The sequence below is a fragment of the Cylindrospermum stagnale PCC 7417 genome (genome assembly GCF_000317535.1).
In the GTDB taxonomy this organism is placed as follows: Bacteria; Cyanobacteriota; Cyanobacteriia; order Cyanobacteriales; family Nostocaceae; genus Cylindrospermum; species Cylindrospermum stagnale.
In genome coordinates this window covers 2,302,933-2,318,303 of sequence record NC_019757.1, presented here as the reverse complement: position 1 = coordinate 2,318,303, position 15,371 = coordinate 2,302,933, and the positions used below count along the sequence as shown (strand labels likewise).

The window sequence follows — 15,371 nt, the reverse complement described above, 5'->3', positions numbered from 1 at the left end:
AAGCATTACCGGGTTATACCTGGTCTTACTACAGTACAACCTTACACTCGCTGAATTTAGCATCAAAGAAATTATTTAGAAGTCATAAGGTTAAAATAAACACACTTTATTTTTGATAAAGTGCTTGAGCATCTCAAAGCAATGCCCCAAAACTTGCAAGGTAATAGAAGATAGTTTAATCGTCGGTGGGGTAAGAATAATGTTGGATTCACTGATTCAAAATGGGTTAATTTTCGATGGTTTAGGCTCTGCACCTGTGCGCGGAGATATTGGCATTCAAAATGGCCGGATTGTGGCTATAGCACCCTCCTTAACTATCCCAGCGCGTGAAGTAGTTGATGCTTCTGGTTTGTGGGTCACGCCAGGATTTATTGATATTCACACTCACTACGATTTAGAGTTAGAAATTGCACCGGGACTAAGCGAATCAGTTCGTCATGGTGTTACCAGCGTTGTCATTGGCAATTGCAGCTTGTCTGTTGCCATTGGTGAACCCCAAATGCTGGCAGATATTTTTCAGAGAGTCGAGACGCTTTCTCATCGACTGATTGCAAAATGGCTGCAACAGTCGGTTTCCTGGCATACACCAGCAGAATATTTACACCATTTGCAACAGTTACCCCTTGGCCCCAATGTTGCCCCCATGTTTGGACACAGTGCCTTACGCGCTTATGTGATGGGATTAGAACGCAGCTTAACAGTTCAGCCGACTAAATTTGAGCTAAAAATTATGCAGCGAATAGCAGCAGATGCTTTAGATGCTGGCTTTATTGGCATTTCTATTGATATGTTTCCCTGGCATCGGATGAGTGGACAATGGCAGGGCTGCACAATTCCTTCTCAACACGCGAAATTGAAAGAATATGCCGTTTTAGCTGATATCTGTCGGCAACGGGATCTAGTTTTTCAAGTCACTCCCAATTTACAACGGCTGGCTTCCTTTCTGGACATTCTGCGGATGGGGTTAGGCATTGGACAACAACCACTGCGGCTGACGGTTCTCTCAGCTTTGGATGCTGTACACGATCGCAAATTATGGCGCATTTTTTCCCCTCTCCTCTTCATCTGGAACCGGATTCTCGGCGGTAATGTTCGCTTTCAAACGCTGACTGAACCCTTCACCATTTACTCTGATGGCCCCGTCACTCCCTTATTTGAAGAATTCCCCACAGGGGCACAACTTAATGGCTGTCAGTCACGGCAGGAACGCCAACAACTATGGGAATCGGCAATTTTTCGTCATCAATTTCGTCAAGAATGGCTGACTGGGCGTAAATCATTCCATCGTCAGTTAAATTTGATGGAAGTCGTTCACTCTCCTGAAGCGAATTGGCAGGGTTTGAGTTTTGCCGAAATTGCTCGTCGAAAGCAACAAGAACCAGTAGATTTATTTATCTATGCGTTGCAGAACTACGACACTGATTTGCGTTGGGTGGCTACAGGGGCAAACGATCGCCTAAAACCCCGTTTAGCTTTTATGCAACACCCGTATATTTTGCCGGGTTTTACTGATGCTGGCGCTCACGTCCGTAACCTGGGCTACTATGATGGAGCTTTGTCTTTGCTTAAACAAGCAGTTACCACCAAGTTCCTTTCACCTGAAGCCGCAATTTCTCGCGTTACGGGAGAACCTGCACAATGGTTTCGTCTTGATACAGGAGTTCTCAAAGTCGGTGCTAAAGCAGATATAGTTTTACTCAATCCCCATGCTTTAAATCAGCCAATCAGCCCCCAAGTGGAAATATCAGATCCAGTTCTAGACGGTGAACCTCGGATGGTGAAGCGTGGCTCAGATGAAATCGTGGAAGCGGTTTATATTAATGGGGTTCAGGTTGTTTGTGGGGGTAAAGTTAGCGATCGCTTGGGGCGGGAAAAATTGGGAACTGTTTTGTTTCCTTGTTGAATTATCTCACGCTCCAGACGCAGAGGCGCAAAGAAAAGTTTTATTAAATTCTATCCAACCACTGTTTTGGATTGCGTTTTGCATGGAAGCAAGCAAGTACAAAAACCGTATCTTGCTCAAAAACGTAGAGAATTATGTATGGGAATCGGCGTATTAATAATCTTCTTACCTGTTTGTGGATGATTTGGTAAGCAAGGGGATTTCGTCCAATTCCCGACAGACAAGCATCGACTGCACGGACAAATTCAGAACCTAAACCTGGATTTTGGGATTCATACCACTCAAAAGCATCCTGAATATCGTATTCTGCTTCTGGCTGAATAATCAGGTTATAGTTCATCGAGAGAAGCCTAACCGTTTTTTTACTTCTTCCCAACTAGAACCATTTGCGGGGTTTTTCTTGTAATTTTCTAACCGTCGATCTAATTCTTGTTGTTGCACTTGACTCAAGGGAAGTTCCTCTTGCTGTTCTAAGATGCTGTCCCATAAATCTTCAGCAAGTTGGATACGTTCTGCAATGCTGAGTTCAGAAATGTCAAATTTTAATAGAGGATGGAGACTCATGAGTAGAGAGTTAGGGTTAAGCTTTCACCCATTTTACAACATTGCGGCATTTGAATGTTGGGGGTAAAATTTCTGGCTATTAGTGAGTAATACACTGAAAAGCCTGTATTTACCTATAATATATAACTAAATACCTTATCAAGACTATCTTGGAGACGTTTACAATGTCAGTTCATTTTGTCCACACAGGTATTCAAGATTATCAATCATCAAGCCAATGGAACGCTATAGGTTTTGTAGATATCCAAAATGGCTTAGAAATAGATATCTCAAGAATTGATAGAAATAATCCGAGCCATTATATCACTCAATTTTTTGGTACTCCTGATCCTAATTTTGATCTACAGTGGGACTCAAACCCCTCAAAAAGTCCTTTGTTAATTCTTATAACTCATTACGATCCTCTCCGAAAAGTCAGACAATCACTTTCATTTACTGACAAGCAGATAAGACAGTTTTTGGAGGAGAATAGTGGATTACCTCCACAATACGAAGAGCAAGTTATATCATTTGAGGATGAGCTTAGAATTTTCAGCAATGAATTTAATTTGGATGCCTGTAAAATGGCAAATGAGTCAGATGTGATTGTCTGTTGTTGGGGAGAATTTATCGAATCTCAATATCAAGAAAAACATATTTTTCAAGGAACTAGTCGAGGAGCCGTGTTTATAAACTCATATAAGGAGCGCACTGAAGTTCACGGTACGTTTTCCTGGTACTAAGGCTTGTCCATTGTCTCGTGGGTTACCAGCAAGGGCATTACTACAAAATCTTTGCTGGAGCATTACATGAAGTGCGATACCTACACAGAGGGGAAGCGATCACTTGATTAAGAACAGGTATCACTTTGCTATATCAGGACTTACGCAAAATCATGAAGAAACGTAGACCGGAGGGCGTGCCGCAGGCTACCGCAAAGGACACGTATCGCTAAAGCGAAAGCTCCGCTAACGCGCAGCGTCTCGAAGAGAAGGAATAAGGGTTTGAGAGAGTTCTTGCGTAAGTCCTATATATTAGATTGTGCCTGACCAATCACCACTCCTAAATGACTTGTAAAATTTAAATAGCGAAAAATTCCTCCATTCCTATGAATGAAAAACTCCAGACCGAAAAAGACAAGCTACAGGCAAGCACTAATATAGAGATAAATAAAGAAACAGAAACCGAAAAAGTTCTATGCTCTCATTGTCAGCGCACTGCTACGAACGGTATTAAATGTCAAGGTATTTGTGTGGCTGACAATGACTATTAAGGTATGACTTCTATCGCTCCTGAACATTAGACCTATCCGAAAATTTACAAAATGGTAATTGCCTTAATTACAAAAAATGGGTAGCATTAGGGTATAACCTTAGTTATACCAATCTATGAAAACGGCGATTTCAATTCCTGACCCTCTATTTGAGGCTGCTGAAGAATTTGCAAAACGCATGGGGTTATCCCGTAGTCAGCTTTATGCTGTGGCACTTCAAGAATACTTGCAAGAGCATAAACGGGATCAGATTACTAAACAGTTAGATGTTGTATATGCCGATGAAGACAGCAGTCTTGATCCATTGTTTGTAAGGTTACAAGCCCATACGATATCTGAGGAAAATTGGTGATGCAGCGAGGTGAAATTTGGTGGGCAGACCTACCCACGCCTGTTGCTTCCGAACCAGGATATCGTAGACCAGTTCTCATCATTCAGTCAGATGAGTTTAATCGTAGTCTAATTCGGACTGTGATTGCTGCTGTACTCACAACTAATCTTCGGCTGGCTGAAGCTCCAGGCAACATTTTGGTGACAACAGATGAAACTGGTTTACCCCAAGATTCGGTTGTAAATGTTTCCCAAGTGATTACTGTGGACAAGTCGTTTTTGATGGAGCAAGTAAGCCAAATAAGCGATCGCTTAATGGTACTTGTTGATGAAGGTCTTCGCTTAGTTCTTGCGCTATAAGTCTTGAGTTCTACGGCCTAACGTTATCTGTAGAGGTGTAATTCTCAGGCTATCTGCATTGTCTATTGATGTTGTTGAGTTAAGATTCTACATTTTCTAATAATAAAGGTTTGCAGTTTATGACGTGGAAAAACTGGGTATCTCGTCCCCCTGCCTTTACAGTGAGTGTTGTTGCTGGTTTAGTTGGGTTAATCACCCTTGGATGTGCAAGCTTTGCGAATGATAGTGAGCAGCAACCAACTCAAGGTGAAAACAACTCAACTATCGCTACTCCCGCTGAAAATGTTTCAGCCAATAAAGGCGAAAACAACTCAACTATCACTACTCCCGCTGAAGCTATTTCTGCAAATGCCCCTGAAGAGATGCCTCTTGAAAAAGATATGGCATACATGGAAGCGCGGCAACTCCTGAGACAACAAGGTTGGCGGCCAAATTTACAAGGTGAATCGCCTAATCTTCGGGATAGTTCTGTCAAAGAGCTATTTGAATTGGGATATGAAGAGATTAAAGATTGCTCTGGGACAGGAGAGGGCCCTTGTCTATTTGAGTTTATCAATGAAAAAGGAGAACTGTTAGTTGTAGTTGCTACGACAAGGGGAGATGAAAATGCAAAACGTTTCGTTAAGAGTTGGTGGATTGAGAAAGAAACAAACATTACTCAACAAAGCTCATCCAACAAAATTACAGCGGGTTTATATTGGCTAGGAGGCACAGATCAGGGTTTAGAAGTCGCAGGAAATCGGTATCGATATTATGATGAAGGTGGGACAAAACCGTGGAAATCCATTTCTGATTTGAAGTACATCACCAATGGTGTTGTATTTGATGGAGAAACTTATTGGTGTTTATCTACCCTTGCGCCTCAAAATGGAGCAACAGCGTGTTCTGCTAAGGGATGGACACAAGAAACACTGCCATTTGTAGGAACTAAGTACTTTAATTTTTTAGGTGGAAGTGGAACTGGTAGAACAATTACGATCAAGGATGATGGCAGTACTATAGTAAAAATTCTTGGCACAGTAAGTACCTCAGTTATATATGAAGGAAAATATTCAAATCCGCTCATATTTGACGAGGGAGATGGCTTACTTATTAAAGGCGATAAAATATACGAATTAAAAACTGATGGACAAGTCGCTAAAGGCTGTAAAGGGGAAGGAACACTATGTGAGTCTGTTCTCTACTCGCCTTAGGATTTTTCGTTAGTTGTCATAATCTGCATTATAGTCAAGAGACTGGCTTAAAATTTGAATACCTCATATCCTTTCACACATCTTCTTATGAGTGAAATCAATTCTAATCCTCAACGAAGGTTGAGAAATCAGATTAATAATCAAATTTTGGATCATCCTTTTACAGACTACTGGGATATTTTTATTCTTAAACACCAACATCCAATTAATATTATTTTGCACATTCTGGGAATATTATTTTTTTACGGTTTGCTCTTTTCTGCTTGGAAGTTACAAAATTTTTGGTTACTCTTAGGCTTACCGCTAACTCAATTGGTGGGATTAAGCGGACATTTTTTATTTGAGCGTAGCCATATTGATTTACAGGATGCTGTATTTTCTTGGAGAGCTTCTTACTGTTTAGGTAAAATGTTATTCAGGGTTTTGATGGGTAAATATCAAGATGATATTTGCCAACGACAAGAAAGATTAAATAATTATCTGTCTAACAATTATGCAAATATTCAATAACTGGAATGTAGTTGCTAAGGGTTGGTATATTGCCTGTCCCAGTAGTGTATTAGCTAAAAAAACAGCAAAATCCGTGGAAGTCTGCGGTCAAAAAATTGCCATTTTTAGAGGTGAAGATGGGCAAGTGCGGGCAATGGAAGCTTACTGCCCTCATTTGGGAACAGATTTGGGAATTGGACAGGTTGACGGTAATTGGCTTCGTTGTGCTTTTCATCAATGGGCATTTGATGAAACAGGGATTTGTCAAAATATTCCCTGTCAATCAGAAATTCCGGCTCAAGCTAAATTACAAACTTACGCAACAGAGGAAAAGTATGGATTTATCTGGATTTATCCTGATGCTGAAGCACCAGAGGGAGTGGCTGATTTTGATGAATTGAAGGGGAAAGAAATTGTTACACAAGCTGATACTGCATTTGAAAGAAGTTGCCATCATCACATCTGTATGATGAATGGAATTGATGCTCAACATTTAAAAACGATTCATCATTTAGATATTAAAATGGATCTGTCGCTATATCGCAGCGAATTAGGTACACAAATTGACTTTACGATGCGGGGAAATTTCCCTCAAACAACTTTTCGAGAACGGTTAGGTCAAAAATTTCTTGGTTCTACATATCAGTATTCCATGCGGTATGCTCATGGTTGCATTGGTTTGTTAACAATGATGAAAAATGTGCGGCTTTTTCCGCCATTGCACATGATGTATGCTTACACTCCGATTGCACCGGGAAGAACGCGAATTCAACCAATTTATGTGACTGAAAAACGCCAAGGAATCGGGGGATATCTGCTCAGTAATTTTTTGCTGTTCTGTACTCAATTAGCTTACTATATGCTCAGAGATGAGGATGGGAAGATTTACGACAATATTCGATTTAATCCGCAGTTGCTCCTGAAAATTGATCAGCCATTGGCGCAATATATGGAGTATGTGAACCAGCTAGAAGCGTCTGGATGGTCAACCGCAGCGGGAAATTCAAAATTCAAAATTCAAAATTATAATTGCCATAAATCTTAGTTCGTAGTAAGGACTTTAGTCCTTAGATATTTACAGATATTTTCAGGTAAATAAACCACCGCTTAGAACTTAAAAACCCTTGAGAGATAAGTCAGGTGGTAGAGAAGTTGCATACAAAGTCTCGGAAATGTTGGGTTTCGTTCCTCAACCCAACCTACGTAGACATTGAGTTTTAGGCTTAACTGAAATGCTATAAGCACTGAAGTGCTTACTACGAACCTATCAAATTGAACCTAAAAATTATCTTAGTAAATTAACCATTCTGGAATCTGTCACATTACTTTGTAATTTCACCAATTTGCTCGATAAAGTGTTAGCTAATAACATTCCACTAAGCAAAATTAAGTATTTTCCGAACAATGAAGAGTTCGCTGGTTTCTGTTCAAAAGCTGCACCCAAGCGATCGCACCGCAATGTATGTGCTGCTGCAAAATCACTTTAAAGGTTTAAGCTGGGACGGGTTTCTCACGGATCTGGAGCGCAAAAACTGGGTTTTGTTGTTGAGAGATCAAACATCCAATGCTCTCAAAGGGTTTTCAACCATGATGTTGTGCCAGACGACTTTTTCGGGAGAGCGAATTAGTGTGGTGTATTCAGGCGACACTATCGTTGATCCTAGCGCTTGGTCGAGTACAACGCTTCCCCGTGCCTGGATTGGCGCTGTCAATTTTCTTCGCCAACACTACGCTGAAAATAAACTGTACTGGCTGCTGATTTGCTCTGGCTTTCGCACCTATCGCTTTCTTCCCACTTTTTGGCAAGAGTTCTACCCCCGCTACGATGCAACAATACCCGTGGATGTGGCAAATCTAATGGCGAGTGTGGCAGGAGAATACTATGGTGAGTTTTACCATGAAGCAACTGGTATTGTCCGCTTTCAACAACCCCAAATTCTCCGGGAGGGTTTAATTGAAATCCCCACGGGAAGACAGACTAACCCCCATATCCAGTTTTTCGAGGAAAAAAATCCAGGCTATCGGCTAGGGGATGAATTGGTTTGTTTAACTGAAATCCGATCTGAAAATCTGACCCGCGCTGGACAACGGATGTGGCAGTCAGAATCGCTGCTAGAATTTGTCCAAGATTCTGTTCTTATTTAACTTTTATGCTTTCTACTAGCCCAGACTCAACTTTTAACAATTCCTCGCAATTTGTTGAGGGATGGTATTGGGCATTACCAGCGAGAAAATTAAAAGTTGGCAAGGTGAAAGCTGTCACCCTGTTGGGTAGAAACCTGGCTATTTATCGGGGAGTCAGTGGTCAGGTGGTGGCGATGGATGCTTATTGCCCTCACATGGGCGCTCATTTAGCAGAGGGTAAGGTAGATGGCGATCGCATTCGCTGCTTTTTCCATAATTGGCAATATGATGCACAAGGCATTTGTGTAGACGTTCCTTCTTTAGGAAAACCTCTACCTGTGTGTGTTAAAACCTGGTCAACGGCAGAACAGTACGGCATGATTTGGGTTTGGGTGGGTCAAGAAAAGCCAAGGAAGCTGCCTTTTGTGCCGGAACTGGAACAGGTAGATTGCGATTATCTATTGGGGACTCGGTTTGTGAAAAACTGTCATCCCAATGTGTTGTTGATTAATGCCATCGATGCTCACCACTTCAATACGGTACATAATCTGCCTTTGGAGATTGTATTTGATTCGCAAAACCTCAACTCCAACGCTATTACTTTCAGTAATACTACCAGGGGAGGTGATGATTCCGGGTTAATTCGCCTGATTCGTCCCCTATACGGCAATGAAGTTACTTATAGTATGTGTTACTGGTACGGCAGCACTGGCACTGTGACGCTGGGGCCGGATTTTCTGCACTTTTATATTATATTTGCGCTGCGAATGATCGAAGGTGGCAAAACTGAAGGGCAAACAATCCTCGTTACTCCTAAGCGATTTGGATGTTTAGGATGGGGTGTAAATCGTGGGTTGCTGTGGCTAACGCAGCAGGTTGGCAATTACTTTGCTAAAGGTGATACGCAGGTATTTCAGACAATTAAGTTTGATCTGAAGACTCCCACGAAAGCAGATCAGTCTATTGTGCAATTTATCCAGCACGTTAATTGCCAAAAAGCTTTGGTTTGGGGAACTTGGAAAGCTGATGAAAAACAATAAAATTGCTGGACTTGATTTACCACATACAGACCCTGATGATCGATTGCGACGTATACTGACAGCAGCATTGCCGAATCAGGGCGCTAATGTTTTGCAGCCTGAATTGAATTATTGGGAGGCGGAATTTTTCAATTTGCATCAAGTCAAAATTTTTCAAGATGCGATCGCATCTGAAAAATCTGCCATCCTTCACCTTGTCAATCGCAGTCTGTTGGAGGAATCATATTTTATTGAAAAAGCAGGCGTTGGCTATATGGCAAAAATGGTGTTGTTAGCAGAAACAGTTGAGGAAAGAATGCTCTACGGACTGTTTACGGCTGATGAAGCTACCCACCTCAGCCAAATCAGCCATTTTTTGCCAGACTTGGAAGTAACTAGCCGCGATGAGCCATTTCTGCGCTTACTGGCAGAAGTGGTTGAAAGTGCAGACAAAACAGTGTTGTTGTTTGTGCTTCAGGTGGTTTTAGAAGGATGGGGTTTGAGCCATTACCGACGTTTAGGGAAGGAATGCCGACATCCAGTTTTGGCAGAGCTTTTCGCCAGTTTTTTGCAGGCTGAAGCTCGTCATCACGGCACGGGAACGACGTTATTTAACCGAATTCCAGTTTCAGCTTCTAGTCAAGCAGCAATACTCGATGTGTTGGCACAGTTTTTGTTGATGGTGCAGGTGGGGCCGCAAAATGTACTGACATCTATCGAACGGGTGAAAGGAGATTTATCGCGATCGCAAAAAATCCAGATTTTAGTAGAGTTGAATACAGAGACTCACAGTGGAACGCGATTACAAATATTGCGATCGCTAATGACAGGAGCATCCGCTATGGCGATCGTCCAAGCCTTAGACGAACGAGGAGCCTTTGAACCACTTCCCCCTCATCAATGTCTGCATTAAATTTAATCTAAAAACCCTGTTATATGAACCAACTGTTAGACACTCCAACCATCTATCGCAAATTACAAATTAATCACACCCGCAACAAGCAACAAGACCACACCGCTTTGATGGATGAAGCAGTTACCAACTTTCGCTATGAGGATTGTCAAAACGAGTATTGGAACCCAGAAGAGTTTTCGCTACTGTACGGCACACCTTTGTGGGAACAGTCTAGCGAACATCAGCGGGTAATTTTGAACCAGCTTTACTGGGTAGCTTACTACTCACAAATTGTTTCGGCGGAAATTGCCACGATTTTTTTCAATCAAACGAGTGCAGCAGGGCTTTACGCTCAAGAAGACTTCCGCTTAATCTGCGATACATTGGATCTAGAATCTGCCCAAGAGCGATCGCACATTAACGCCTTCCGCACAATTGCCAAACAAGTAGAACAAGCGTTGTTTGGGCAGTTAATTTTTACCTACCCCATGCGTGGCCCCTTTACCGAAACAATGGTTTGTGCTGACACCAATACTCTAAAAACTTGGTGGAAAAAGATTCAACTTCAATATTTCGGGCTGATTTCTGCAAACAACACCTTTTTAGCTTGTCAGTATTTTACAGTCCGAGGAGTGCGGACGCTGAATGGCAAGTTAGTGCAGCACAAACTCAGCAACTATTATCAAAAACATCCCCAAAAAGATGCTGCTCCCATTCCCGCCAAAATCTCCTACTATCACTTTCTAGATGAAAGTTTTCACTTCAATAGTTCGACAATTGTCTCCCACGACGTTATCACCTGCCTTGCACCACCAACTGCCTTTGAGCGAATGGTCGCTAATTTAGGCTTGTGGGGATGTCAGCGTGACCACCTCCACTTTTCAGCGGCGATTAACGGGATTTTCTGGTATGACCCAGCATTGTATAGCAAGATTTATCAAGTGTTGCGATCGCCTATTTTTGAAATGAATGATAGAGATGCTAAACAAATGATGGGGCGTTGTTTTACAGAAGAGTCCGAAGGCTTGCAACGCAGTTATTTAACCCATCAGGAAGCGATGCAATCTTATAAAGTTTATATTGAAAAACTCGGTTATCTTTGGCAACGAAATCGAGAAATGTCCCTGATGGCATCCAATTCAATTCCCCGATATTTGGCAACTCAAAAAAGTGCTTTTCAACGCTTTGAGCAGCAACACAATGAGGATTTTTGCCATGTCTGACCTGTGTACAATCTCCTTTCCAGCGACCGATTATCCCCCCCTCACTTTGCAACCACATCAAAATTTATCTGAGCATCTGACAATTCAGAATTCACCTGTACTGTTTGGTTGTCGTACAGGCATTTGTGGAACTTGCTTAGTTGAAGTTTTTGGTGAAATTTCTCCCCCCCAGCTAGATGAACAAGAAATGCTGGAAACATTAGCCCCTCAACAACCGAATGCTCGGTTAGCCTGTCAATTAAACTGCACTAAAAATATAGAAATTCGCAGACTAGAAAAATGAATACAAGAAGTATAGCAATCCTAAATTAGATGTGTGCCTCTTGCAGAGGAGCTGCGCTAACGCGGAGCGTGCCGGTTTTACACATTTTGGTTTTCCTCCACCAACCTACTTAGCAAAATTACTGTTAGTCTATTGAACTTTTATTGAGCCAATTTCAATTTAGCTTCCTGACGTATGTTCTGTTGATGAGTCGCACAAGTTAGTACATCATTAATATACTGATTCATAATTCCATAGTCTCGCTCTACATACCCTTCATAGTTCAAAATGTTTTCAAGGAATTTCTTGGCATCTGGCTTTTGATTCACAGCAAACAATAAGTTAGACATTTCATTAAGCACACGCAAGTTGGTCGGTTGTTGCTTTAATGCCTTACTTAAAAATTTTTGTTTTTCGCTATTTTCGTAATCAGGATAACCAGCTAATACAAGATTGGTATAGGGATGATTAGGGTTCAAGAGTAGTACTTTTTTAAATTCTAGGATGGACTTATCTAGATCGTTAAGAACCACTGAATAAATATATCCTAACCAAAAATGAGCATTTATATTATCAGGATATTTAGTTACCAAAGACTGAAAAATAGATGGTGCTTTCTCATAATATCCATCAATATCCTGTTCATTCAAGAAATATATATAGCCAAGTTGTGTCTGCCAAAACATAGATTCAACTCCAGTATTTAAAACTTGGAGACAAAAATCTTCTGCCTTGTCATATTCCTCAGCACTAACAAGTCTCTCTAATTCTGAATAATTAACTGTGCTATACATTTATTAATCCTTTAAGTAGAAGCTGATTCAGGCTAGATACTAAAAGAGTGTGGTTTGATTTGACTCTCTAAACTCTTTTTGGGAAGCGGGATTTCCGGAACTGTTGTTTTGCACCCTTTCGTACACCATATCTTGCCTGGCTTTTTACTTAAAGGTAGGAAATATTTATGTCATCTCGTCAGTATATGGCCTATTTAATTTGTTGTATTTTTATCTGATGAAAGTTAAAAAAGCTTGACATTTAAATTAATTACATCAACATATGACTCTTATAAAAAGACTACCCCAGTGGGTGGCTATAGCTAACCTTTTCTAGATAAAAATTTGTTTGGCTAATAGTTTGTTGTGAATTTTTAATTAACTGTTTACATAATCTATAAATTTCTTCAAAATTACCTTTAATTTTATGATCTGCTGTATTCAGTGGATTTTCAATATCTGCTTTAGGGACTTCCAATTAAAAAAATATCAAACTAATTACTGTGGGGGAGCCACTGCTCGGCTAGAGTTCCCCGACTTGTAAGCGTTGCTCCTCTGTTCGAGGCAACAAGTGGTGTTGGGCTTCTAGCCCGCCCAGTTTATTGGACGGGCGGGTTATGTCTAGAACGAAATAGAGGAAGAAAACAAACCTATCCCTCTGAATAATTATTTCTTAGCAATTATCCACACTGCATGAATAATTCCAGGAATGTAACCGAAAAGCGTTAAAACTATATTGATCCAAAAATCAAGACCAAAACCTACTTGTAAAAATACGCCTAGAGGCGGTACAAATACTGCACACAAAATTCTCACTAAATCCATTTGTCCCTCCTGTAAATTGCGAACAAAGCTGCTTTTTTAGCAGGCTTTACTTCTCAAAATTAACATCACATTTTTGAATTGCGATTTCGGAAAAGATACGGGAAACCGCACTCATTAACCACCGCTTTTTTTGGCTTTGTAACCAATTTTGGTCAAAATTTCGACAATTTTCTGCTTGTGGTCGCCCTGAATTTCAATTTCATTATCTTTAACCGTCCCACCTGACCCACACTGAGTTTTTAGCTGTTTTACCAAGTCTGCTAAAGTTTCCGGTTTAACTTGAAACCCGCTAATCACCGTCACGGTTTTGCCTTTGCGTCCTTTGCGGGAAGCTTCGACTTTCAGGTTTTGTTGTTGCGGGGGTAATTCTTGAATTGGTCGTTCTAGGGCACGTTCTAGGGCGGGTGAGCTACCGTTACCAAACTCTTGGTAAACAAAGCGTTTGTCAGATTTGGGATTGGAAGAAGACATAAATTTGAGTGCAACAAAAATTACAGGTAGGGGTCAGAGTTGGGGAAGGTGCCATCGCTTCCTATTCGGCCGTAAAATTTATAATTAACCGTGTTCTGTTATTTTATTTTAGCCAATCTGTGACTACTACTCCTCTCTCACCCAATACTCAATCAACTGCTGCTGTTCCCGATACACTGGGACGCTTTGGCCGCTTTGGCGGTAAGTATGTGCCTGAAACCCTGATGCCTGCTTTAGCTGAACTAGAGACGGCTTATCAGCAATACCGGAATGAACCAGGTTTTCAAGCTGAACTGCAACAGTTGTTACGCGATTATGTCGGACGTGCCTCACCGTTGTATTTTGCTGAACGTCTGACCGCTAACTATGCCCGCCCTGATGGCACTGGAGCGCAAATTTACCTAAAGCGCGAAGACTTAAATCACACTGGCGCTCACAAAATCAATAATGCTTTAGGTCAGGCATTGTTGGCGAAGCGCATGGGTAAACAGCGGATTATTGCTGAAACTGGCGCTGGACAACATGGCGTGGCTACAGCCACTGTTTGCGCTCGTTTCGGTCTGGATTGCGTTATTTATATGGGCGTTCATGATATGGAACGCCAAGCTCTAAATGTTTTCAGAATGCGGCTTTTGGGGGCAGAGGTGCGTCCGGTGGCTGCGGGAACAGGAACCTTGAAAGATGCGACTTCTGAGGCTATCCGCGATTGGGTGACGAATGTAGAAACAACTCACTACATCCTAGGTTCAGTTGCTGGGCCCCATCCTTACCCGATGATGGTACGTGATTTCCATGCGGTAATTGGGCAAGAAACTCGTGTCCAAGCACAAGAAAAATGGGGCGGTTTACCGGATATTCTCTTGGCTTGTGTCGGCGGCGGTTCCAATGCGATGGGACTATTTTATGAGTTTGTCCGTGAGTCATCTGTGCGGTTAATTGGGATTGAGGCGGCGGGTGAAGGTGTAAATACCACAAAACATGCTGCTACCTTGACAAAAGGACGAATTGGTGTATTGCACGGGGCGATGAGCTATCTGTTGCAAGACGATGATGGGCAAATCATTGAGGCGCACTCGATTAGTGCTGGGTTAGATTATCCTGGTGTGGGGCCAGAACACAGCTATATGAAGGATGCGGGTCGGGCGGAATATTATAGCGTCACGGATGCAGAGGCTTTGGCGGCGTTCCAACTGCTCTCAAAGTTGGAGGGAATTATCCCCGCACTGGAAACTTCACATGCGATCGCTTATTTAGAAACCCTCTGCCCTCAACTCGCCGGCAGCCCTCGAATTGTCATTAACTGCTCTGGACGCGGTGATAAGGATGTGCAAACTGTAGCCAAGTTTTTGATTCCTGAATAAATCTGTCTCCAAATTCAGCTTTTACTGAAAACTATAGTGTGACAAATCAGGTAACTATTTCGCTCTCTTGTTAACTACAAGCCTGATAACGGGAGAGCGTCACAGCAAGAGTCTAGTTGCATTCGGCGGGTATATATTAACAGTAATAAAACAGGTGGTAACATTATTTAAATGTAATTAATGCCACCACTTAACAACGAGTAATAAAAATCATCTCACTAATGATAGAAGGCAATCACCAACCAACTAGACAACTTTTCTGAAAAATAGTGCATTTAAAAGTTAACTGGTAATTTTGGGATCTAGAGCGGCCTTAGTAGAGATTTA

The 15,371-nt window shown here is 41.6% G+C and carries 18 protein-coding genes; 13 read left to right on the top strand and 5 right to left on the bottom strand.

Annotated features, from left to right (window positions below):
* The first annotated feature begins 199 nt into the window (after positions 1-199).
* Positions 200-1,903 carry an N-acyl-D-amino-acid deacylase family protein gene (locus CYLST_RS09425; protein WP_015207485.1) on the top strand — a complete coding sequence of 568 codons (1,704 nt, stop codon included), beginning with the start codon at positions 200-202 and terminating at the stop codon, positions 1,901-1,903.
* Between the two features lie 43 nt (positions 1,904-1,946).
* Here CYLST_RS09425 and CYLST_RS09420 read toward each other — a convergent pair whose 3' ends face one another.
* On the bottom strand, positions 1,947-2,243 hold the full coding sequence (locus CYLST_RS09420; protein WP_015207484.1) for a type II toxin-antitoxin system RelE/ParE family toxin: 297 nt from the start codon (positions 2,241-2,243) through the stop codon (positions 1,947-1,949).
* Positions 2,240-2,467 (bottom strand): addiction module protein, encoded by a 228-nt coding sequence (locus CYLST_RS09415; RefSeq protein ID WP_015207483.1) that lies wholly within the window; start codon positions 2,465-2,467, stop codon positions 2,240-2,242. The genes CYLST_RS09420 and CYLST_RS09415 overlap by 4 nt, the downstream gene beginning before the upstream one ends.
* 164 nt (positions 2,468-2,631) lie before the next feature.
* On the opposite strand from CYLST_RS09415, the gene CYLST_RS09410 reads away from it, so the two are divergent.
* From CYLST_RS09410 to CYLST_RS09360, 11 genes are all read left to right on the top strand, one after another.
* Positions 2,632-3,189: a hypothetical protein gene (locus tag CYLST_RS09410; protein WP_015207482.1), complete on the top strand. Its 558-nt coding sequence runs from the start codon at positions 2,632-2,634 to the stop codon at positions 3,187-3,189.
* Between the two features lie 645 nt (positions 3,190-3,834).
* Entirely contained in the window at positions 3,835-4,071 is a 237-nt protein-coding gene (locus tag CYLST_RS09405; protein ID WP_015207480.1) for a CopG family ribbon-helix-helix protein, read from the top strand.
* Positions 4,071-4,409 (top strand): type II toxin-antitoxin system PemK/MazF family toxin, encoded by a 339-nt coding sequence (locus CYLST_RS09400; RefSeq protein ID WP_015207479.1) that lies wholly within the window; start codon positions 4,071-4,073, stop codon positions 4,407-4,409. The genes CYLST_RS09405 and CYLST_RS09400 overlap by 1 nt, the downstream gene beginning before the upstream one ends.
* A gap of 119 nt (positions 4,410-4,528) precedes the next feature.
* Complete coding sequence (locus CYLST_RS09395) at positions 4,529-5,602, top strand: hypothetical protein (RefSeq protein WP_015207478.1); 1,074 nt, start codon at positions 4,529-4,531, stop codon at positions 5,600-5,602.
* Between the two features lie 87 nt (positions 5,603-5,689).
* A complete protein-coding gene (locus CYLST_RS09390; RefSeq protein ID WP_015207477.1) occupies positions 5,690-6,112 on the top strand; it encodes an Mpo1-like protein in 423 nt (140 codons plus the stop codon).
* Positions 6,096-7,136 (top strand): aromatic ring-hydroxylating oxygenase subunit alpha, encoded by a 1,041-nt coding sequence (locus CYLST_RS09385; protein WP_015207476.1) that lies wholly within the window; start codon positions 6,096-6,098, stop codon positions 7,134-7,136. The genes CYLST_RS09390 and CYLST_RS09385 overlap by 17 nt, the downstream gene beginning before the upstream one ends.
* A 359-nt stretch (positions 7,137-7,495) precedes the next feature.
* The gene (locus CYLST_RS09380) at positions 7,496-8,236 is read left to right on the top strand and encodes a hypothetical protein (RefSeq protein WP_015207475.1); all 741 of its coding nucleotides are present in this window, start codon (positions 7,496-7,498) and stop codon (positions 8,234-8,236) included.
* A gap of 5 nt (positions 8,237-8,241) precedes the next feature.
* Positions 8,242-9,255, top strand: a complete 1,014-nt coding sequence (locus tag CYLST_RS09375) for an aromatic ring-hydroxylating dioxygenase subunit alpha (RefSeq protein ID WP_015207474.1) — start codon at positions 8,242-8,244, stop codon at positions 9,253-9,255.
* A complete protein-coding gene (locus tag CYLST_RS09370) occupies positions 9,242-10,147 on the top strand; it encodes a ferritin-like domain-containing protein (protein ID WP_015207473.1) in 906 nt (301 codons plus the stop codon). Before CYLST_RS09375 ends, CYLST_RS09370 begins: the two co-directional genes overlap by 14 nt.
* A gap of 23 nt (positions 10,148-10,170) precedes the next feature.
* Positions 10,171-11,352 carry a hypothetical protein gene (locus tag CYLST_RS09365; RefSeq protein ID WP_015207472.1) on the top strand — a complete coding sequence of 394 codons (1,182 nt, stop codon included), beginning with the start codon at positions 10,171-10,173 and terminating at the stop codon, positions 11,350-11,352.
* Positions 11,345-11,635, top strand: a complete 291-nt coding sequence (locus CYLST_RS09360; protein ID WP_015207471.1) for a 2Fe-2S iron-sulfur cluster-binding protein — start codon at positions 11,345-11,347, stop codon at positions 11,633-11,635. The genes CYLST_RS09365 and CYLST_RS09360 overlap by 8 nt, the downstream gene beginning before the upstream one ends.
* Before the next feature lie 140 nt (positions 11,636-11,775).
* On the opposite strand, the gene CYLST_RS09355 is transcribed toward CYLST_RS09360, so the two are convergent.
* From CYLST_RS09355 to CYLST_RS09345, 3 genes are all read right to left on the bottom strand, one after another.
* Positions 11,776-12,408, bottom strand: coding sequence for a tetratricopeptide repeat protein (locus CYLST_RS09355; protein WP_015207470.1), 633 nt, complete (start codon positions 12,406-12,408; stop codon positions 11,776-11,778).
* Between the two features lie 645 nt (positions 12,409-13,053).
* Positions 13,054-13,212, bottom strand: a complete 159-nt coding sequence (locus tag CYLST_RS33260; protein WP_015207469.1) for a YqaE/Pmp3 family membrane protein — start codon at positions 13,210-13,212, stop codon at positions 13,054-13,056.
* A 114-nt stretch (positions 13,213-13,326) separates the two neighbouring features.
* Entirely contained in the window at positions 13,327-13,683 is a 357-nt protein-coding gene (locus CYLST_RS09345) for a translation initiation factor (RefSeq protein ID WP_015207468.1), read from the bottom strand.
* 119 nt (positions 13,684-13,802) lie between these two features.
* Here CYLST_RS09345 and trpB point away from each other — a divergent pair, with 119 nt between their 5' ends.
* A complete protein-coding gene (gene trpB / locus CYLST_RS09340) occupies positions 13,803-15,044 on the top strand; it encodes a tryptophan synthase subunit beta (RefSeq protein WP_041233543.1) in 1,242 nt (413 codons plus the stop codon).
* Positions 15,045-15,371 lie beyond the last annotated feature (327 nt).